We start from the raw sequence: 20,748 nt of genomic DNA on the forward strand, positions 1-20,748 counted from the left end.
CTTTCTTCTTTTTCATTCAAAAATTAATTCCCTGCATCAATTTGCATCATAGCATCCTCAACTTCATGAACCAATTCATCAAAATGTGCTAGCCTTTTCGTTTCACGTGTTCTATTAAAAGGTAAATCAATATCTATGTGCTTTACAAAATTCGATGGTGCATGCTTCATAATATAAATATCATCTGCTAAATACACTGCCTCTTGAATATCATGGGTAACAAATAAAATAGTAGGACTAAACTTTTCCCAAATACCGATTAATAGATCTTGCATTTGCAAGCGAGTTTTAATATCTAATGCTCCAAAGGGTTCATCCATCAATAAAATCTCTGGATTAGACATTAGGCTTCTGGCTATAGCTACTCGTTGTAGTTGTCCTCCAGAAAGGGTCGGATATTGTGCATATTTCCTGTGATGCCCTTCCAAACCAACTAACTGGATCATCTCCATCGCTTTTTCGTCGCGTTCTTTTTTTGAAATTCCTTTAAAACGCAATCCTAACCCTACATTGTCCAATACGGTCATCCAAGGCAAAGAAGAATACTGTTGAAACACCATACTCACCCTATTCTCCTTACTAACTGGTTTCCCATTAACCAATACCGTTCCAGAGGTAGGCTCTTGCAAACCTGCAATATATCTTAATAAAGTAGACTTACCACATCCAGACATACCTAATATAACAGTAAACTGACCTTGCATAGGCTTATCTTCTACCAGCAAATCCAAATTTTCTATAATCTTGGTTTTCCCTCCATCATACGATTGGGATATTCCTCTAAGTTCAATCACATTAGGTGCCTGAGGAGCATCTGTAAACTGTAATGCCATACTAGTGTTTATTTCCTTTATTAATATGCTTGAAAGAGAATAATATTTTATCAATCAATACAAAAAGTCTATCTTGTAAAATTCCAATTACTACAATGATGATAAGAATCGCAAAAGCTTTATCGATTCTACTCTGTCGTTTCGCAGTCCAGATTAATTCTCCAATTCCTCCTCCTTTATTCAACATTTCTACGATAGTTATATAGGTCCAAGATATCGCTGTTAAAACCCGAATATCGTCAATGATCTTAGAAAATACATACGGCATATATACGGTTCTAATGGTTTGCCATGATGTTGCCCCCAACGTAAAAACAGTATTTAGATACACATTCTGTACCTCATCGATCCGCTGAATGACAACAGGTATCAAATAGACAATGATACCAAAAGCTAAAAAGGATACCTTCATATCACTTCCTAATCCCAACCACATTATAAAAATACCTGTGACAGCAGTAAGTGGTATAAATCGATATGAGTTTATGATCTGACTAAATAATCCTCTAAACAATGGGATCAATCCTAATAAAAAACCGATTGGTATTGATACTAAAATAGCTACTAGATACCCTAAAAAGTTTAGTTTTATAGAGTAAAACGTATTCCCAACTACGTCATCATTCTTATGTAAATCAGGAAATGCTTTAATTACTTTAACGGGGGATGGTAGTAAAGGATATACTTTGTTTTTCTTAAGCCCAAAAGAAGTCAATTCTTCTAAACTCATCTTCTCTAGCGCATCATAATTGGCTACCAACAAAGAATCACTTTCGTAATATTTCCGTTCACTCTGCGCTATTTTCGAAATATCAATGGATTCATCTTGAGTAATTACAGATGTGGACAGAAATTCAGCTAAGAGGAACCATAAACCGATAAGGATTATGGCTCCGATTGCTGTAAGTATTGCTTTTTCTTTGGATGCTAAATTCCCTCTAAGCTCAAAAAGTTTTTTGATCCCTGCCATTAGTCTACTACCAATTCAAAGTCTGTTCTTCTGTTCTTAGATTTACAATCTGCATTTTGGTTACGCTCACAACCAGGAACTGGTTTGTCTGGACCATTTCCTAAAATGATAAATCGGTTATGAGGCATTTGATGTTCTTTCTCTAAATAATCAGCTACCGACTGTGCTCTTTTCTTAGATAAAGCAATGTTAGATGCACGATTTCCTACATTATCTGTATTTCCTTCAATTCTAATTCTCGCATTGGCAAATGCCTTTGCAATTGGAGTGAACTGTAGGTCTATTAATTGTTTTGAATTTTCATCTAATTGAAATTCTCCTGTTCTAAAACTAATACTTACTTTCTTAGAAGATAAGGACTCTTTTTTCTCCAATGTTTCATCCACAGCGGTAAACTGTTTCTGTTGCTCTGCATTATGAGAATTACCAGAAAGTGTAGTTCTATTTACTAAGTCTTTTGTAGATAACAATCTCCAACTTTTTGCTCCGGCAGTACTATAGCCGAGATTATTATATTTTACTTTCATTTTATTATACAGATCTTCTCCCGTAACTCCGCTATAGCTAGGATTTAACCCGAAGAAATCTTTATTATCTCCATGCGTAGCTAATCTTACATTATTAATAGCATCGTAGCAGAAATCTTCTGGCTGCGATAACCCTTCCGCTAAAATTTTAGCTGCTTTTCTCTTATTGCTATCTGAACTATTTAATTCTGAAGCACCAATCATCCATCCTTCATACAGATCTTGTAATTGTTCTTTATGAGTTTCTACAAATTCTTTTTTAGATACAAAAACATCGGCAATGATGTGGGTTGCATTCTTAGTACTTTCCAACACTTTTGCTCCTGCCACTTTTGCCACACAATCCGCATCATCTGGACTCCAAACTACTGCAGCATCTACCGTATTACTTTTAAAAGAATCTGCCGCATCAATAGCACTAGGAACTTCTACTAATTGTACATCTTTTGTAGTCATATCACTAGCTTCTAATAACCAGATCAAAAAGGAATGTGAAGGAGTCATTGGTGCAACCGCGATTTTCTTCCCTCTTAAGTCACTTACCTTATTTATACCTCTTGCTGCCACAATAGCATCTCCTCCTCTACTCCAATCTGCCTGAAACACTACTTGTGGTTGATATTGAGATAATCCTTCTACCTCTGTTGGGAACGCATCAATCGTAGCCCACATTAAATCTATGGAACCATTTTTAAAAGCATCTCTAGAAGCATCGAAGTCATCGATAACTTCAAAATTCACTTTAAATCCGTAATCTTTATAGAATCTAGAATCTGTATTCGCTTTGAATCCTTCATTGAAATACTGTCCACCAGCATATCCACCCCAAGTTACTACACCAATATTGATTACGTCTTTATATCCCTCTTTTGTTTTTCCTTCTTTATCCTTAGAAGTGAGTTTCTCTATTTGTTCTTTAGCATCTGGATTATTGGTTACAAATTTAGTTATAAGAAAATATAGCCCTCCAAGGATAAGTGCTACAATTAAAAGTTTCGAAAATGGAGTTAATTTAGCTCTTGCCATAATATTTGATTAGTTATTACTATTAATCTTCGAAATTGAATAAATCCGAATATTGATTATTTTGTGTTTTAGTTTTTACAATTGGTGCATCTAAATCTACACTATGTTGATCATGCACTAATAAATCTTTTTGATTTCCTAAGATTAGAGAAACACCTTCTTTTTCCCATTTCTCCAATAGCTCTAGTCCTTCTTCTTCAAAAATTCCATTTTGTAAATCAATAGAATCCATGAAATTAGTAGACATATCCATAAAACGTTCCATCTCACCTATTTTCATACTCACATCTTCGGCAATAACCTCAAGAGCACGATCAAACATTTCTTTTTTATCATTGTTCCCAGAGATAATATTCATTGCTGATTTCATTGCAGAATGACTAGCTCTTATCGCCTTTCTTTCCTGCTCTTTAACCATCACTTGATCTTCGATATCCTCTAATAGAATTTCAGAATTCTCATACATTTTAATAAGAACTCTATATAGAACTTCCATTTTTTTGTATAGCCCATCGAGCTTAAGATTAGATTCTTGTAAACGTCCTGCTTTTCTAGATTTAAGGATCATGATTCCTTTTTTATCTTTTTCTTTTGCAGCACTTGCTAGTTTTAGATTGCTATTGATACTTTTCTTATTGTCATAAATGATTTGCTGTAATCGCTTCATTTGCCCTTTTAACACAGCAATTTGCTTATTCATCTTTTTAAGATTACTCTTTAGATCATCTATATAACTTTTTAGAATACCTATTGGGTCGATTTGAATAAAAATACCTGTGATCCAGCGCATAAAAGATTTATACATATAGAAAATCAGGTTTCGCATCTTAGGGTCTAACACCATGTAGATTAAAGCGCCCAAAACAGCTAAAAGCACCCCTAAATACAGAGTGTTTTCTGCAATTTGTATTAAAAAGGGAAGCACTTTATATAAACCATATAATCCTCCGGCTCCTAAAAGCCCCATAAATAACATCCCGGTTTTACCTTCGGGTTTTTTCCAAAATGATTTTGGTTTTAATGAGTTGTCGTCCATTTACTTTAAATATTTCTGCATTTTAACAATATCTTCCTCAAACTGTTTCTTCAAATGACTGTAAGATACTTTAAAATCGTTCTGTGTTTTATTGATTTTATTATTACTCTCCTCTACTTTGGCTTTTAAATCACTAATCTGTTGTTGATGCTTCGTAATTTCTTCAGTCAATTTTTTAATTTGTTCTGACTTTTCTTTAATGATAGATTCGAACTGAGCAATTTCTCGTTCTCTACCGGATACCTTACTATCAAATTGATTTTTAAATGCACCAAGAAACTGCTCATTTTCTTTATCTAAAACACCAATATAAAAATTGGTCGTTTGCAAAAGCTTATCTAACGTTACTCCCATAGTAGATGCAGTAGCAAAAGCAGAGCGATACTTTGTAGCCTCATCCATTGGCATTTTTTCTAATGCTTTTAGCGATTTTTTATATTCTAAATAGTCAAACCCATCTAGATTATTTTTTTCTATCGCTTGCAATAATTTTTCAACTATTTTATTATCAAGTGCTCCTTCAGAAGAAACAGGCACAGGATTATTTGGAAGAGGTGGTGGAGTCGAAGCAGCTGTAGCTGTTTTTTTTTCATTGGTACCCGTATTATTCTCTTTGGGTTCTGAAGCCTGCTTATTCTCTGCTTCATCTTCTACTATAAATAAAGACTTTAAGTTTTTTAGCATGGTTAGTGAATTTAAACAAATTTATAAAAATAAGTGTTCGGTAAGGTTTTAAAATATGTATTTCCTACTTCCCCTATATTATATTGGTATCATTTGACTCTAAAATGTTACAGTTATTACAGCATCTGCTATCTTACAATACGATCCCAAGCAATTTTTATACCTATTAACAATAACAAGAAAAATCCTATTAAATACTGGAATCTACCGACAAAGAAAACTCCGAAAAACATTCTTTGTAATATATAGGTGATCACAAAGGTTATCATGATCAACATAAAAAGCCCAGACAATCTGCCAAAACCTGGTATCTGAGACATAGCTACCGTTTTATTAATGATTATTAAACTAGCTATCATTCCGATTAAAGGAACAAAATACGTAACCAAATCTAACTGAAGTAGATTCGTTTTTAAAAAGAAAAAACTATAAAGAAGTAAAATCAACGCCAACAATCCTGGAATGGTAACTGCGTAAATAAGAACTCCATAAAAATAATTAATAGGAGCTTTGAAGTTTGAGGGTTTTACAAAGAGTAAACCTATTAGAGAAATTATGATCACTATCGCAAAATATCCTAAAACCATATTAGGATGATTACCAAACCAATTAATAAAATCTTGAACTTTCATTTATAAGAGAATAAATAGATTTTCATATATATTTTGGTAATATAGAGAATAAATTCAGAAAAAATAATACTCATAAGTCTGAAAAATGGAAGTAAAATTTGGATTATCGCACAAGATTATATAATATTTGTGGTAGAAATGATGAAAAATAAAGCACATATTACGCCGAGATCGCTGTTTAGTCAGTGTGATTATCGATGGATAGTAGAATTATCCCATCGAAAACGGACGTTGTGTAGCTAATTTTAATCCTTATATATGAAGTGATTTAGATAAAAACTATATAAAACTATAAGCGTCCAAGAAATTGGGCGCTTTTTTTATTGAAATTTTTTAGAAAAAATGAATAGAGCTTAATTAAGACATAAAGAATAGCATTTGGAAAGTAAGCATCAGGGAGACAGACAGTTGCCAAAAAATCCAAAATTCGTTGAGAAACGAACAGGTATTCTTATGCTTAAATTTTAAAGTAACTTACTGAAAATCAATAAAATAAATTGAAAAAATATTTGGAGATTAAAAAAAAGTTTTGATCTTTGCACCGTAATCATAACGAAACAAGAAAACGATTACTTATTTACAAGAATATAAAAATTAAGAAATGATACCGAATAATTTAAAACATAGTTTAATCCAACTCTTTAGTGAACGAAGAGCATATTGTTCCGATTGGAATAGTAGTGGTGTCTATTATATAGAAAAGAAGTGTATGCGAACATAATTCGACATACAATCAAGATATATAAGAGGCGCCTGAATCAGGCGCCTTTTTTTATTCAAATAGTTCATTGACATACTGAAAACCAAAATTGACACGTAGCTTAATTGGAAAAGCACTCGACTTTTAATCGAGGTGATGTGGGTTCAAGTCCCTCTGTGTCAACTATAATGATAAGGAAGAGCTAGCCAATTGGCGGTGGTCGCAGTCTTGACCCAAGCCGGGCAGGCGAACAGATGAACTCTTAAACAGATAAAACTGATGTGAATAAAACTGTTAGGAGCTAATGACTCATGTGGGTTCGACTCCCGCTTCTTCCGCTATGGAGGATAGGCAAATATTGGTTTGTTGCGCCTGTCTGCTAAACAGGTCTGCATAATTGCAGTGAAGGTTCAATTCCTTTGTCCTCCGCAACATTGATACTATAGGGTAAGGGTCACTTATTTATGGTGTTGTTAACTCTCGAGATGTAAGTTCGAGTCACTGGTATCGCAAAAGACAAGATGGCTGAAGGGTTAAGGCTACGGACTGCAACTCCGTTTTTTACAGGTTCGAATCCTGTTCTTGTCTCTAATATCTGGAAGTATTGAGCAATTGGTTGGCTCCCCAGACTGTAAATCTGGTCTCTTCGGAGCTTGTAGGTTCGAGTCCTACTACTTCCACTAACTCATGCATGCGCTTTTAGTGTAAAGGTAGCACGAAGGTCTCCAACACCTTTAGTCTGGGTTCAAATCCTGGTGAGTGCGCAAAATTCAATGTTGAATTCGTTTAAAACATTCCCCTTTTCCAAGGGAATTTATAGTATCGTAGCACAACGGCTAGTGCACCCGACTGTCTCTCGGAAGGTTGCGGGTTCGAATCCCGTCGGTACTGCAATAAAGAATGAAGGAATTGGACTTTATTCAATACATCTTGTCAATAATTTCTCATTGACAATAAAAATACGGAAGAGCAAGCCAATTGGCGGTGGCCGCAGTCTTGAAAACTGTTAGGAGCTAATGACTCGTGTGGGTTCGACTCCCACTTCTTCCGCTTTTATTCTAGAGATATAACAATGGTAGTTTACCCGCCTTGGACGCGGGAGGTTGTAGGTTCGAGTCCTGCTCTCTAGACAACTATATCTATGGTGTAAATAGAAGCACAAGGGATTTAGCTCACATGTTATTTATTTCAAGCTAAAGAGTTCATGAATGCAAAGCATTTCTAATCCCTAAGTCTAAGTTCAAGCCTTAATAGATATACATAAGCTCTGTTCGTATAATGGTTTAGTACACCTCACTTTCTATGAGGAAATAGGAGTTCGATTCTCCTACAGAGTACAATTTTAATGCAGGAATGGCGGAATGGCATACGCGCTTGACTTAGACTCAAGATCCTGAGAGTTCGAATCTCTCTTCCTGTACAAACGCTCCGCTAGCCCAAATGGCAGAGGCATCCGGTTTAAGCCCGGTTCAGTCTTGGTTCGAATCCAAGGTGGAGTACAAATTTAGGCTCATGGTGTAAATGGAAGCACCCAAGGTTACGACCCTTGAAGTATAGGTTCGAATCCTATTGAGCTTACAAACTGACCTGTGATGTAAAGGTAGCATCCAAGACTTTGACTCTTGGTGTAAAGGTTCGAATCCTTTCGGGTCATCAAACTAAGGTATAACTCAGTGGTAGAGTACCGCGGCCATATCGCGGGAGTCTTGGGTTCGATTCCCAATGCCTTTGAAATAACTCTAGAATAGTGGAACTGGCAGTCACTCTCTACTAAAATTTAAGGTTTTGAGAGTGTACTGTCCAAGTTAAGTTTAAATCTATTCTTAGTGTAAAATGAAGTATATTTATTTATTACCTCTAATCCCTAAAAAAATTGCTAATCCACCAGTAAAGAACATTAATAAACTATAGACAGCTGGAGCAATTGCATACGAAGTATTATGAAGTATAGCAATAGCAATTGATATCGCAAGAGTTCCATTTTGAATACCTGACTCAATTCCTATGGAGATGGCACCTTTATGATGAACTTTGAAAAGCTTAGCGGAATAATATCCAATAGCCATTGTAAGAATATTTAATAAAAAGGCCACTAAGCCTGCTTCTTGTAAATAAGAAACGAAATTATCTTTTTCTTTTACCAAAATACCAATAATCACCAAAGCTAATACAACAGCCGAAGCAATTCTTACTGGTTTTGCCATTTTAAGCGCGAAACTCTCCTTATATCTTCTGATTATCATCCCTACTGCAACTGGTATAATGATAATCACAAAAATTTGAATAATTGTTTCTACAACATTCAGTTGGATTGTTTGATTCTCGGACAAAAAATGAAGTAATGAAAAATTGACAATAAAGGGTATGGTAATAATAGTAATCAAACTACTAAAAGCAGTAAGTGTAACAGATAATGCTGTATCACCATGTGCCAAATGAGAGATCAAATTAGAAGTCGCTCCACCAGGACAAGCAGCTAATATCATAATTCCAATAGCAATTTCAGGCTCCAACGAAAGTATGGTCACTAAAACAAAACCTACCACAGGTAAGATAACAAGTTGGTTTATAAGACCAACTAAAATAGCCTTGGGGTAAATCAATATTCTTTTGAAATCAGATGTAACTAACGATAATCCCATCCCCAGCATAATAATGATTAGGGATGCTGCCAATATAATAGTTGAAATGTTATCCATTTAGGTTGTTTTCGAATGTACAGCCTAATATAAAGATTTATTATCAATATCCTGAAAATCAAACAATCGTATATCTGGTATCTCTAGCTTATTAGGTAAAGCGTCTCACTGTGAATAAGAGGAACAGGGTTCGAAATGCATAAGCATTCACGAATTCTTTTTTATCAAATATAAAATTTCATGAGCTAATCCCAGAGTACACCCAAAAAAGGAATAGTAGCAAAGTTGGTCAATGCAACGGATTGAAGATCCGAAGATACAGGTTCGATTCCTGTCTGTTCCACTAACAATTAAATTTTACAACTATGAAAAATAAACTAATACAAAGGTTTTTATGCAAAACTGAAGACACAGGCAGATTCATAGTTCAATCCAAAATTACTGGTATTACCTATTTCATAGAACCAATAGATCATGGTAAACCAGATAAACTTTGGGGTGATCTGGATCCTGCGACAAAAAAACTTACTGGTGATTACGGAAATACTAGAAGAGGTGCCATTAAAAAGGAAGATTCTTTAATCTCCAAAGAAAATGGATTTCGCAACATTTCCACTTTTAAAGGAAGCCCTTTGGGAGAAATAGATAGACGTGATCGCGAATATGAAACATTATATAATCCATGAGATATTTTTAAAAATCTAAAATCATGAAAACACAACTAACAACTACCATAAAACAACCAAAAAACAACTTACTTAATAAGTTGGTCACTAATTATATCAATAATATAAGAACAGCACTGTTTTATGAAACCGATTATCCTATTAAGAATAATAGAAATCGAATTTTTTACAAATAAATAATTACTACGCAAATACATTGCGCTAATACATTACACATTTGCATAGTAATTAAAACAAACCCTTTTATATGGGGGAAACAATTGGGGTTTGAAGTTGTGCCCTGCTATGAAGTGAGGATGAAAATAGCAGGGCTTTTGATAAAAAATAAGATTATGAAAATAGAAAAAGAATACATAGTAGAAGCCATTGGAAATAATCAGGATATTCTTTATGAATGGATCGAAGTAAACAAAGATGTTTTAGACTTCGTTTCAGAAGATGAAGGATGTGGTTGTTGTGTAAGCATTTTTAAAATTGAAGGTCAAACTGAAGTTTTAAAAACATTCCCAAAAGAAATCCTACTCTAGAAAAAACAAGTATTCAATTGATTATTAAAGGAAAATATCAATCAGGTCTTGTTGAGTGTTTCTGTATAGCACTGCTGTATGAAGAATTGCAGTTTTTGTATGATTGCTTCATATGCAACTTGATTTGAAGGTTTGGCTATTAACCAAATAATAGTCTTTCTATAGGTCGTGGGTTCGAATCCCACCGGGACCACTATATCATATTAAACATGGTCCCGTAGCTTAGTGGTTAGAGCGATAGATTTTTTGTTCATGTGGGTTCGAGTCCCACTATCTCCAAGAGATATGGCGGAATTGGTAAACGCACTAGATTAGGGATCTAGCGAACAAGGCACTGAAAATGCCTTTTACGTTGCACGGGTTCGAATCCCGTCGAGACCACCAACTTAGGTTTCGTAGCTCAGTTAGGTAGAGCACTACACTCATAATGTAGGATAAAAGCTAATCATCTTGTAAAACTGATTGAGAAAAACCGTGATGGCAGATCTGTTTTTATAGTACTCTTGCTATAAAAACAATCTTAAAAGTACTTTGAGATTTTAGCCATGTTACTATTAAACATGGGTACTTTTTTGAATCCAAACATTAGGCGATGATATAATTTAGAATATCTAGTCTTCTATTTCGATACTAAAAACTACTTATCGATGATATAGCATCCTATAATTTCCGTATTGGAAAGATGATTTGCTTTCACTGTTTTCATAAAATAAACTGAAATCGATAATACCTCCGTTACAGGGTTATCATCCAATTAATGTTAAATCTGTCTGTATAGTTACAGACATAAAAATTAAGAAAATGAAACGAGTACGAATCAATGCTGGTACAATAGGCTTGGTTTTCAGAAAAGGTGACTACAATCGTGTAATTACACAAGGAACATATTGGTTAGGATGGAATGAACGTATTACAATATACGACCTTTCCAAACCATTTACAGCTCCTGTAGCACTAGAAATCTTATTGAAAGATAAAACATTGGAAGATATGCTACACGTGATTGAGGTAAAGGATAACGAGATTGTTTTAGTATATGAAAATGGTAATTTCAAAAGTGTATTCCCTGCAGGAAGATATATGCTGTGGAAAGGTCTATTTACCTATAAATTCACAAGAGTAGATCTTAACAAAATCTATATCACTGAAAAAATTGAAAAGTCATTGTTTAGCAATTATGCTTTAAGAAACTACATCAGAACATTTGAAGTAGCTGCTTACGAAAAAGCAGTACTTATAGTCGATGATGTATATAGCAAAACATTAGATAGTGGTACCTATCGTTTTTGGAAAAATGATACTACTATAAAAATTGCGAAGGTAGATCTGCGTCAACTACAACTGGAAGTAGCTGGTCAGGAACTACTAACTAAGGATAAAGCTGCTATTCGTATTAATTTCGATGTCCAGTATAAAGTAGTAGATATAGAAAAAGCACTACTTGATAATAAAGACTATTCGAGACAATTATATATCGCGATGCAATTAGCACTAAGAGCTTTCGTAGGAAATTATACACTAGATGAATTGCTGGAACGTAAGGAAAATATGGCTACTGCTATATTAGAATCTACTAAAAACCAAGTAAATAAACTAGGTGTAAAAGTATTGAATTGTGGTATCAGAGATATTATTCTTACTGGTGATATGAAAGAAATCATGAACCAGGTTCTGATAGCGCAAAAGAAAGCTCAGGCTAATACCATTACAAGACGAGAAGAAACTGCATCAACCAGAAGTTTACTGAATACAGCAAAACTTATGGAGGATAATGTTATGCTCTACAAACTAAAAGAAATGGAGTATGTAGAGAAAATTGCTGATAAAATTGGTGAAATAACAGTTTCTGGTAATGATGGAGTAATTAAACAATTGAAGGATATATTCTCTACGAATAAATAATCCTGAAAAATGTGCAGATCCTTATGGTTTGCGCATTTTTTATTCTTAGAAATATTCTCGTGATGATTTATAAAATCATAGAAAAACAAAAAAGAGCGTCTCCACGCTCTTTTTCTTCACACAAATCATCTTAATTTAGGGGCTTATTCTAAAATTAAAACTCACTTTTTTAAAATTGCTTTCACCTTGGGGAAAATGAAAACGCTAACTCATTAACTCTGGTGTAAAGATACAATCATTTTTTAATTCTCCAAACGAAATTGTGTATTTTACCTAAAAAAAACGCTTTTTAACATATATAAAAAATCTAATCATGTTGTTTTGTAGGTTTTTTCTTTCTTTTTAAAAAATATTTTAATAAAACCATTTTTTTGGTAGGGTATATGTATTCTATTTTGTTTTAGGGTTGTGAATTATAAGATATTACGGAATGAAAATTAAAAATATATAACAGAAACCATTCTATTCTCATCTGACCACAATCGCAAATGAATAATTTTTACATTAAACTAAATGAATATTTAGAATAAGATATAGAATATTAGACTAGTTAGATATATTAATATAATTATTTACTACTCGCATAAAAAATATTCTATTAACTTATGCCAACTAAACAAAATAAAAATGCCTGAACAACCAGTAAGCGTATGTGATGAAAGCGTATACGATCAATTATATAGAGAACATGCTGAAAAGATATGCTATTATCTTTATTACAAATATGGTGATATGGAAAAAGCTCAAGATATAGTACAAGATAGTTTTGCCAAACTATGGATGAATTGTTCCAAGATTATTTTTGGTGCCGCTAAGAGTTTTCTTTATAAGATAGCAAACAATGCTTCCATAAATGAAGCCATACATCAAAAAACTGTTTTAAAATATAAATCGACACCACAAAAAGCATATACCAATGAGTCTCCCGAATTTCAGATGGAAGAAAAGGAATTCATGGACAAGTTAAATCAGGCAATTAGCGGATTAAAAGAAGGGCAAAGAGAAGTTTTTCTTTTGAATAGAATTGAAAAGAAAACCTACAAAGAAATTGCCGAAATGCTGGGAATTTCAGTAAAAGCAGTAGAAAAAAGGATGCATTTAGCCTTGGTAACGCTAAGAAAAAAAATAGGAAAAATTTAAAGTTCCACTTATATAATAAAGAAGTGAAATTTAGACATGCAAATAGACACCTGTTTCATAAACAGGATTTAAAATATAAAAACATTCTTAGATGAATAAAAATGATGACAATTTCTTAGGACGATGGTTAGCTAATGACCTCTCCGAAAAAGAAAAAAAAGAGTTTGAGCATACTCCAGAATATCTGGCTTATAAGGATATTCTAAAAGGCGTTGATAAATTTGAACGCCCTGTATTTGATATTGAAGTAAATCTGCAAAAGCAGAAGGAATATAACCAAACATATACGGAAAGCACATCTAAAAGCTCTAAAGTAATCAAATTACGTCCTTGGCTATATGCTGCAGCAGCTGTTTTTCTTGTGTTAATTGGTCTACGAACAGTGTTTTTTAATACCACAACGATCAATACAAGTTATGCAGAAACAAAAACCTGGACATTACCAGATAACTCTATAGTAACGCTTAACGCTAAATCTACTATTGAATACAATGATCGTTCGTTTAAAAATGATCGTACTATTATGCTGGATGGGGAAGCTTTTTTTGATGTTGCCAAAGGATCTCAATTTACTGTCAAAACCAAAAATGGAGAGATTAAAGTATTAGGAACTGAGTTTAATGTATATTCTAGAAATACCACCATAGAAGTACAATGCTATGAAGGTAAAGTTTCTGTAAACAACGGAAAGAATGAAGCTATTCTTACTCCTGGAAAAGGTGTTACTTCTAAAGATAGCAACACATTAAATTCGGTTAAAATTAAAGAGTCTAAACCCGGATGGATGCAACAAAAAAGTACTTTTAATCAAGTATCGCTAGGCAGACTCATTGCAGAGCTCGAAAGACAATACGACATTACTATAGAAAAAGGAGATGTAGATACAAACCGATTATTTTCTGGTTTCTTTACTCATACAGATCTTACTACTGCATTAAAGACTTGTTTTGAACCAATGAATATTAATTATATATTTAAATCCTCTAAAACTATTGAATTAAAAAACAAGTGAGGTTTTTATCTCTAATACTATTTTTATTTTTTTTCTGGCATATTGATATTTATTCTCAAGAAATTACAGTAGTACGTTCTTCAGAAAAACAATCGCTAAGAACAATTCTAGAAACATTTAAAGATCAATATCAATTCAGTTTTTCTTACGATGCTGATATTATCAAAGATATAGCACTATCTATTGATAGCGAACTCATTACTATTGCTTCTTTACAGAAAATAATAGAATCTCAAACCCCTTATCTGCTGCAAAAAGTAAGTGATACGGATTTTATTCTTGTTAAAAATGATAAAATAGTGAATGTCTGTGGTGTTGTTATTGATGCAGTTTCGAAATTTGAACTACCGCAGGCAGATATACTTCTATATAATAAAACTGTTGATCTTACAGATAACAAAGGTTTTTTCGAATTACAACTTCATCCTTGGGATTCTATAGCCATATCTTACCTTGGATATAAAAACAAAACCGTAAAAATTTCGAACCTTACTAATAGCTGTGATACGATTAGTCTACAACCTGAAATTCAAAATTTAGGACAGGTTTTAGTTAAAGAATACCTGACAGGAGGTATTCAAAAAAATCAAGATGCTTCTGTAAATATATCTACCAAAAAACTTCGAATTCTTCCTGGACTTGTAGAACCCGACGTATTACAAAGTTTACAATTACTACCAGGGATTAGTAGTCCAACCGAGGATCCTGCCGGACTATATATTAGAGGCGGAACACCTGGTCAAAACTTGGTACTTTGGGATGGAATAAAGATGTATCATAGTGGTCATTTTTTTAACCAAATCTCTACTTTTAATCCGTTTATTACTAAAAACGTAACCGTTTATCGAGGTGGAACCAGTGTTCGGTATGGTGATAGAATATCGGGAGTAGTAGCTATAGAATCCGATGATGATCTCACTGATAAGTTTCAAGCTGGAGGTGGATTAAATTTTACTCATGTAGATGCGTATATCAAAGTACCACTGTCAAAAAAAGCAGGGTTTATGGTTGCTGGGAGAAGGTCTACCACAGATGTTTATCAAAACATAGCATATAATAATCTGGTAAGAAAAGTATTTCAAAATACAAGAGCAACGATACCAGATGTGGGAGAAGAAACTACTGCAGAGGAACGTTCCAGGAAGGATGATTTTTCATTTTCTGATAGTAATTTCAAATTTCTTTGGAGTCCCAATAAAAAAAACACCATTAAATTGAGTTCCATATTTGCGGAAAACCGACTCGATAATGATAAAACCGTAAGAGTTCCTGCAGCCAATATTGAGGCGGATGTAAAAGATGTTTTAAAAATTAGAAACTTTGGTCTTAGTTTACATTGGGATAAAAAATATGCAACTGACATCTATCAAAATATTAATTTTTACTTCTCGTCTTATGATCAAAGATATAATAACATTGACATAAGGTCATTTAATGGTTCTTCGGAAAGCCTAATTATTAATAATACAGTTAAAGATATAGGAGCGGAATATACAGTACATTTTCCCGTTACTAAAAAACAATCTATAGACTTAGGGTATCAGTTTACCTATAATGAAACGGGATATGAAACTACAACTATTTTATCGGATGATTTTGGAACAGATGAGTTTGGTGCTAGTATTAATGGAAATGGAACCAATCATACCCTATACTCAGAATATAAATATAAAACTCCTAAAACATATATAAATATTGGGTTAAGAGGATCACAATTAAGTAATACGAATTCTTTTTTCCTTGAACCCCGTATGTTTTCTTCTTACAAAATATTGGACAACTTTACTCTGAATACCTCTGCAGAACTAAAAAACCAGCAATTAAATAACTTTAATACCTATAACAGTGTGTTCGGAACAATTCCATCACTTCCTGTTGCTGATAATATTTGGATTCTTTCTAATAATAATTTTGACGGAGAATTTCTGGAAGAAGTTCCTATACGTGTCGTAAAAAGTATGCAATTTACGTTAGGAGCCTTATATACATATAAAGGATGGAATTTTGATCTCGAAGGATATTACAAAAAAATAAAGGATGTATCTTCATTAACTGATCTAATTCTTGATTTAGCGTTACCCGATGATGATGACTCGTTAATATTTTATGGAGAGGAAGAGCGAATAGGTTTTGATGTATTGATCAAGAAACGAGTCCAGAACTATAGGTTTTGGGCTGGATATTCCTTAAGTAAAACCATATCTTCTTTCCCACTAGTTCAAGGCACCTATTTTGATGGGAATTTTGATCAACGTCATACATTCAATTTTTCTCAAACGTTAAAAGTAAAAGATTTCGAGTTTGCACTTGGCTGGAATTACGCTACCGGTAGACCTTTTACACAAATAATTCGGGACGATAATGATCTCGATGGTGGAGTGATCGACGCCAGAGGTATAAACTCTAGTAGATTTAAGTCTTATCACAGACTGGACGCATCTGTTACTTACAGATTTAAAATTGACACGTCAAAAGAAACGAATGGAATGATTGGAATTTCACTGAGAAACATCTATAACCGAAAAAATACTATTAGTCAAGGTTTCAGAAATGTTCAAGATGAAGATTTCAACTTCTATCTCCAAGGTTTCGAAAATAAATCTTTACGTTTTACACCCGATTTTGTTTTGAGATTTAATTTTTAATCAAAAAAAGACAACAACTATAAATAAGTCATTGTCTTTTCAGTTATTTATATTTTTTACATTTAAACTCTGATTAATACTTGTTTAAACTCTCCATCTTCGTCATTAGTTACTGTGGTCATAGTATTTCCTGAAAATGTAACTGTTGCTTCTACTTCAGTGTCTTCTGGATCATCAGAAGTAACTTTGTACTTGTTATCTCCAAGGTTCTCCCAAGTTCCAGCATAAGTACCTCCTACCTCACAACTAGAAGCTCCCATCATATAATAGGTACCACTAAATGTCATATCGTTTTTGACAGTTATGGTTTCTTCTAAATCACAAGCTTCTTGCATAACTTCTACTCCATTTTCGAATTCTTGTGTTATTTTCCACGTACCAATAAACGGATCTTGATTATCTACAGGTCCTGCAGCGTCATCATCGGATTTACAAGAAATTACAATTGTAGAGATTACAGCTAATAATAAAATGATTTTTTTCATAGTCGTTTTTATCTTTTATGTTTTACGACTCCTAAAACATACTAAAATGAAAACACCCTACTTTTTTTCTGTTTTTTAAAACATCATTTAGTCTCTTTTGTTTTCATACTGAGTACCGATTCCTTTGAGAATCATTTATAATAGTTATCTTTAAAAATTTTTAAAACATAGCACTAAGAAATAGGTGAAATTATCCAGATTTATTCCAGTCCTGCTACTCTTTTGTACAATTATTTCTTATTCTCAGGAAATAAATTTATCGACTACAACCGAAAGACAGTCTTTGGTTTCTATACTAGAAACTTTTGAGGATCAATTGAAGTTTAATTTTTCATATGATGTAAAAGCTATTGAAGATATAGCATTGAAGCTTAAGAATATACATCTATCGATTACCAATCTTCAGAACATTATAGCACTTCAAACTCCTTACCTATTACAAAAAGTCAGTGAGACTGACTACATTTTAGTTAAGAATACTGAAAAAGTCACTATTTGTGGAGTTCTCATAGATGCCATTTCTAAATTTGAATTACCACAAGCAGATATCATTCAAAATAAGAAAACTATTGACCTTACAGATAACATGGGTAATTTCGAATTACAGGTTCATCCCTGGGATTCTATTTCGATAGGATATTTTGGCTATCAAAACAGAACTATTAAAGTTTCAGAACTAACTACAACATCTTGTGATACAATTAGTTTACGGCCAGAAATTCAGAGTTTAGGTCAGGTATTAGTAAAGGAATATCTAACTGGAGGAATTCAAAAAAATCAAGACGCTTCGGTAAATATATCAACTAAAAAACTGCGTGTACTTCCGGGTCTTGTAGAACCTGACGTATTGCAAAGCCTTCAACTATTACCAGGCATTAGTAGCCCGACAGAAGATCCTGCAGGGTTATATATTAGAGGAGGTACACCCGGACAAAATTTAGTGCTTTGGGATGGTATCAAAATGTACCAAAGTGGTCACTTTTTTAATCAAATATCTTCATTTAATCCCTTTATTACCGAAAATGTTCAGGTGTATAGAGGTGGTACTAGTGTCCGCTATGGTGATCGTATTTCTGGAGTTGTTGTCATAGAGTCAGACAATGACCTTACCGAAAAGTTACAAGTTGGTGGTGGCTTAAATTTTACTCATGGAGATGTTTACTTAAAATTACCTCTATCCGATAAACTCGGAATAATGCTTGCTGGACGAAGATCTACCACCGATATTTATCAAAATATTACGTATAACAATCTGGTAAGAAAAGTATTTCAGAATACTAGAGCGAATATTCCTGATGCTAATGAAGATCCGACACCTCTCGAAACTTCCAGAGAAGATGATTTTTCTTTTTCTGATAGCAACTTCAAAATGCTTTGGAAACCAAATGAATATAATACAATAAAGCTGAGTGCTATTTTTGCAGAAAATCGTTTAGACAACAATAAAAATTTACAAATCCCAGGTACTACTGCACAAACCAATATTAAAGATATTCTTAAAATCCGGAATTCGGGTTTTAGCTTCAATTGGGATAAAAAGTATCGCAATGATATATCACAAAATATTAACTTCTATTTTTCTTCTTACGATCAACGCTATAACTTTATAAATAGTCCTTTAGTCTCGGACACAGATAATGAACAAAGTTTAGCCATTAATAATGAAGTTAATGATATTGGTGGTGAATATGCTCTTCATCTTCCTATAGCAAAAAAGCATAGTCTTAATGTTGGTTATCAATTTACATATAACAGAACTGAATATGAACTTTTTGAGAGTTCATTTCCTGAGGATGTTGTTGCCTTAAAAGGGAATGGAACAAATCACACTCTTTATTCTGAGTATAAATATAAAACTCCAAGAACCTTTATAAATATAGGTTTAAGAGGTTCGCAATTAAGTAATGTAAATGCTTTTTTTATAGAACCTAGAATGTTTTCATCGTATCAATTATCTGATAATTTTACATTAAATACTTCTGCAGAATTAAAGAATCAACAACTCAATAATTATCTTACTTATAATAGTACAGGTGGTATATTTCCAACCCTACCGGTATCCGACAACGTCTGGATATTATCCAGTAACTCCACAGAGGGCTTGGACAATGAGGATATTTTTGTTCGAGTTGTAAAAAGCATGCAATTTACTTTGGGAGGTTTATATACTTACAAAGGATGGAATTTTGATATCGAAGGGTATTATAAAAAGATAAACGATGTTTCTTCATTAAGTGATATCATACTTGATCTAGCACAACCAGATATTGATGATAGCACTGTTTTTTATGGAGAAGAAGAACGAATTGGAGTTGACATACTTCTTAAAAAAAGAATTCGTAATTATAGATTTTGGACAGGATACTCCTACAGCAAGACCATCAGTTCATTTCCACTTGTTCAGGATTCTTATTTTCCAGGAAACTTTGATCAACGACATGTATTCAATTTTTCACAAACGCTAACCGTAAATAATTTTGAATTTGCAATGGGTTGGAATTACGCAACAGGAAGACCTTTTACGAAATTATTTAGAGATGATAATGATTTTGATGGTACGATTACGGATCCCACAGGAATTAACTCGAGTAGATACAAAGATTATCATCGATTAGATATTTCTGCATTGTATCGTTTTAAACTTGATAGAGATAAAGATTGGAAGGGTATGGTAGGAGTATCAATTAGGAATCTCTATAATAGAAAAAATGTGATTAGTCAAGGATATAGAGAAAATGTTGATGAAAACTTCAATTTCTTCATAGAAAGTTTTGACAATGAATCTCTTCGTTTTACTCCTGATTTGGTTTTACGTTTTAATTTTTAATATAAAAACAAAAAAGAGCGTCTCCACGCTCTTTTTCTTCACACAAATCATCTTAATTTAGGGGCTTATTCTAAAATTAAAACTCACTTTTTTAAAATTGCTTTCACCTTGGGGAAAATGAAAGCGCTAACTCATTAACTCTGGTATAAAGATACAATCTTTTTTAAATTCTCCAAACAAAATTGTGTATTTTATCTAAAAAAAGTGTTTTTTAACATGTTTAATACATGCATATGTTTTATTCTGTACTACTTATACTACAAATGTTAATAACATTTTTGTTTAGTCGAAGTAATCCACAAGTTATATTCATTTCATAGTAGGGATAAAAAATATATAAAAACAAAAAAGAGCGTCTCCACGCTCTTTTTCTTCACACAAATCATCTTAATTTAGGGGCTTATTCTAAAATTAAAACTCACTTTTTTAAAATTGCTTTCATCTTGGGGGGAATGAAAGCGCTAACTCATTAACTCT

Annotated in this window: 16 protein-coding genes and 17 tRNA genes; 25 read left to right on the top strand and 8 right to left on the bottom strand. The window is 33.2% G+C overall.

Annotated elements, in window-relative coordinates; translation table 11 throughout:
• Positions 1–23 precede the first annotated feature (23 nt).
• The 6 genes from ABD077_RS21385 to ABD077_RS21410 form a co-directional block, all read right to left on the bottom strand.
• Positions 24–833 carry an ABC transporter ATP-binding protein gene (locus ABD077_RS21385; protein ID WP_343914267.1) on the bottom strand — a complete coding sequence of 270 codons (810 nt, stop codon included), beginning with the start codon at positions 831–833 and terminating at the stop codon, positions 24–26.
• A gap of 1 nt (position 834) precedes the next feature.
• The gene (locus ABD077_RS21390; protein ID WP_343914268.1) at positions 835–1,803 is read right to left on the bottom strand and encodes an ABC transporter permease; all 969 of its coding nucleotides are present in this window, start codon (positions 1,801–1,803) and stop codon (positions 835–837) included.
• Entirely contained in the window at positions 1,803–3,356 is a 1,554-nt protein-coding gene (locus tag ABD077_RS21395) for a phosphate ABC transporter substrate-binding/OmpA family protein (RefSeq protein ID WP_343914269.1), read from the bottom strand. Before ABD077_RS21395 ends, ABD077_RS21390 begins: the two co-directional genes overlap by 1 nt.
• A 22-nt stretch (positions 3,357–3,378) precedes the next feature.
• Positions 3,379–4,392, bottom strand: coding sequence for a PspA/IM30 family protein (locus tag ABD077_RS21400; RefSeq protein WP_343914270.1), 1,014 nt, complete (start codon positions 4,390–4,392; stop codon positions 3,379–3,381).
• Positions 4,393–5,076, bottom strand: a complete 684-nt coding sequence (locus ABD077_RS21405) for a hypothetical protein (protein WP_343914271.1) — start codon at positions 5,074–5,076, stop codon at positions 4,393–4,395.
• A gap of 128 nt (positions 5,077–5,204) precedes the next feature.
• On the bottom strand, positions 5,205–5,708 hold the full coding sequence (locus ABD077_RS21410) for a hypothetical protein (RefSeq protein ID WP_343914272.1): 504 nt from the start codon (positions 5,706–5,708) through the stop codon (positions 5,205–5,207).
• An 810-nt stretch (positions 5,709–6,518) separates the two neighbouring features.
• Between ABD077_RS21410 and ABD077_RS21415 the strand changes: the two genes are divergently transcribed.
• From ABD077_RS21415 to ABD077_RS21475, 13 genes are all read left to right on the top strand, one after another.
• Positions 6,519–6,591: transfer RNA gene (locus ABD077_RS21415), tRNA-Lys, on the top strand.
• Between the two features lie 12 nt (positions 6,592–6,603).
• Positions 6,604–6,746, top strand: a tRNA-OTHER gene (locus ABD077_RS21420).
• Between the two features lie 4 nt (positions 6,747–6,750).
• Positions 6,751–6,837, top strand: a tRNA-Ser gene (locus ABD077_RS21425).
• Between the two features lie 86 nt (positions 6,838–6,923).
• Positions 6,924–6,996 (top strand) — tRNA-Cys (locus tag ABD077_RS21430).
• A 9-nt stretch (positions 6,997–7,005) separates the two neighbouring features.
• Positions 7,006–7,088, top strand: a tRNA-Tyr gene (locus ABD077_RS21435).
• 13 nt (positions 7,089–7,101) lie between these two features.
• Positions 7,102–7,172: transfer RNA gene (locus tag ABD077_RS21440), tRNA-Trp, on the top strand.
• A gap of 54 nt (positions 7,173–7,226) precedes the next feature.
• Positions 7,227–7,299, top strand: a tRNA-Asp gene (locus ABD077_RS21445).
• 72 nt (positions 7,300–7,371) lie between these two features.
• Positions 7,372–7,458 (top strand) — tRNA-Ser (locus ABD077_RS21450).
• An 8-nt stretch (positions 7,459–7,466) separates the two neighbouring features.
• A tRNA-Pro gene (locus tag ABD077_RS21455) sits at positions 7,467–7,538 on the top strand.
• 217 nt (positions 7,539–7,755) lie between these two features.
• Positions 7,756–7,828, top strand: a tRNA-Leu gene (locus ABD077_RS21460).
• Positions 7,829–7,914: 86 nt separating this feature from the next.
• Positions 7,915–7,986: transfer RNA gene (locus tag ABD077_RS21465), tRNA-Arg, on the top strand.
• A gap of 5 nt (positions 7,987–7,991) precedes the next feature.
• Positions 7,992–8,062: transfer RNA gene (locus tag ABD077_RS21470), tRNA-Gln, on the top strand.
• A 5-nt stretch (positions 8,063–8,067) separates the two neighbouring features.
• Positions 8,068–8,139: transfer RNA gene (locus tag ABD077_RS21475), tRNA-Met, on the top strand.
• 113 nt (positions 8,140–8,252) lie between these two features.
• On the opposite strand, the gene ABD077_RS21480 is transcribed toward ABD077_RS21475, so the two are convergent.
• On the bottom strand, positions 8,253–9,107 hold the full coding sequence (locus tag ABD077_RS21480; RefSeq protein ID WP_343914273.1) for a bile acid:sodium symporter family protein: 855 nt from the start codon (positions 9,105–9,107) through the stop codon (positions 8,253–8,255).
• Positions 9,108–9,317: 210 nt separating this feature from the next.
• Here ABD077_RS21480 and ABD077_RS21485 point away from each other — a divergent pair.
• The 11 genes from ABD077_RS21485 to ABD077_RS21535 all read left to right on the top strand — a co-directional run bounded on the left by ABD077_RS21485 (position 9,318) and on the right by ABD077_RS21535 (position 16,959).
• Positions 9,318–9,390, top strand: a tRNA-Phe gene (locus tag ABD077_RS21485).
• A gap of 22 nt (positions 9,391–9,412) precedes the next feature.
• Positions 9,413–9,733 (top strand): hypothetical protein, encoded by a 321-nt coding sequence (locus ABD077_RS21490; protein ID WP_343914274.1) that lies wholly within the window; start codon positions 9,413–9,415, stop codon positions 9,731–9,733.
• A 23-nt stretch (positions 9,734–9,756) separates the two neighbouring features.
• The gene (locus tag ABD077_RS21495; RefSeq protein WP_343914275.1) at positions 9,757–9,909 is read left to right on the top strand and encodes a hypothetical protein; all 153 of its coding nucleotides are present in this window, start codon (positions 9,757–9,759) and stop codon (positions 9,907–9,909) included.
• A gap of 156 nt (positions 9,910–10,065) precedes the next feature.
• Complete coding sequence (locus ABD077_RS21500) at positions 10,066–10,260, top strand: hypothetical protein (protein WP_343914276.1); 195 nt, start codon at positions 10,066–10,068, stop codon at positions 10,258–10,260.
• A 105-nt stretch (positions 10,261–10,365) separates the two neighbouring features.
• Positions 10,366–10,453: transfer RNA gene (locus tag ABD077_RS21505), tRNA-Asn, on the top strand.
• 24 nt (positions 10,454–10,477) lie between these two features.
• Positions 10,478–10,539, top strand: a tRNA-OTHER gene (locus tag ABD077_RS21510).
• A gap of 8 nt (positions 10,540–10,547) precedes the next feature.
• A tRNA-Pro gene (locus ABD077_RS21515) sits at positions 10,548–10,644 on the top strand.
• Positions 10,645–11,061: 417 nt separating this feature from the next.
• Positions 11,062–12,162 (top strand): slipin family protein, encoded by a 1,101-nt coding sequence (locus tag ABD077_RS21520; protein WP_343914277.1) that lies wholly within the window; start codon positions 11,062–11,064, stop codon positions 12,160–12,162.
• A gap of 627 nt (positions 12,163–12,789) precedes the next feature.
• A complete protein-coding gene (locus ABD077_RS21525; RefSeq protein WP_343914278.1) occupies positions 12,790–13,302 on the top strand; it encodes an RNA polymerase sigma factor in 513 nt (170 codons plus the stop codon).
• Between the two features lie 91 nt (positions 13,303–13,393).
• The gene (locus ABD077_RS21530; RefSeq protein WP_343914279.1) at positions 13,394–14,314 is read left to right on the top strand and encodes a FecR family protein; all 921 of its coding nucleotides are present in this window, start codon (positions 13,394–13,396) and stop codon (positions 14,312–14,314) included.
• Positions 14,311–16,959, top strand: coding sequence for a TonB-dependent receptor (locus tag ABD077_RS21535; protein WP_343914280.1), 2,649 nt, complete (start codon positions 14,311–14,313; stop codon positions 16,957–16,959). Before ABD077_RS21530 ends, ABD077_RS21535 begins: the two co-directional genes overlap by 4 nt.
• A 62-nt stretch (positions 16,960–17,021) precedes the next feature.
• Here the strand turns inward: ABD077_RS21535 and ABD077_RS21540 are convergent, their stop codons facing one another.
• Positions 17,022–17,444, bottom strand: a complete 423-nt coding sequence (locus ABD077_RS21540; RefSeq protein ID WP_343914281.1) for a lipocalin-like domain-containing protein — start codon at positions 17,442–17,444, stop codon at positions 17,022–17,024.
• Positions 17,445–17,628: 184 nt separating this feature from the next.
• Between ABD077_RS21540 and ABD077_RS21545 the strand changes: the two genes are divergently transcribed.
• A complete protein-coding gene (locus tag ABD077_RS21545; protein ID WP_343914282.1) occupies positions 17,629–20,271 on the top strand; it encodes a TonB-dependent receptor plug domain-containing protein in 2,643 nt (880 codons plus the stop codon).
• Positions 20,272–20,748 lie beyond the last annotated feature (477 nt).

The organism is Aquimarina litoralis, from assembly GCF_039523995.1.
In the GTDB taxonomy this organism is placed as follows: Bacteria; Bacteroidota; Bacteroidia; order Flavobacteriales; family Flavobacteriaceae; genus Aquimarina; species Aquimarina litoralis.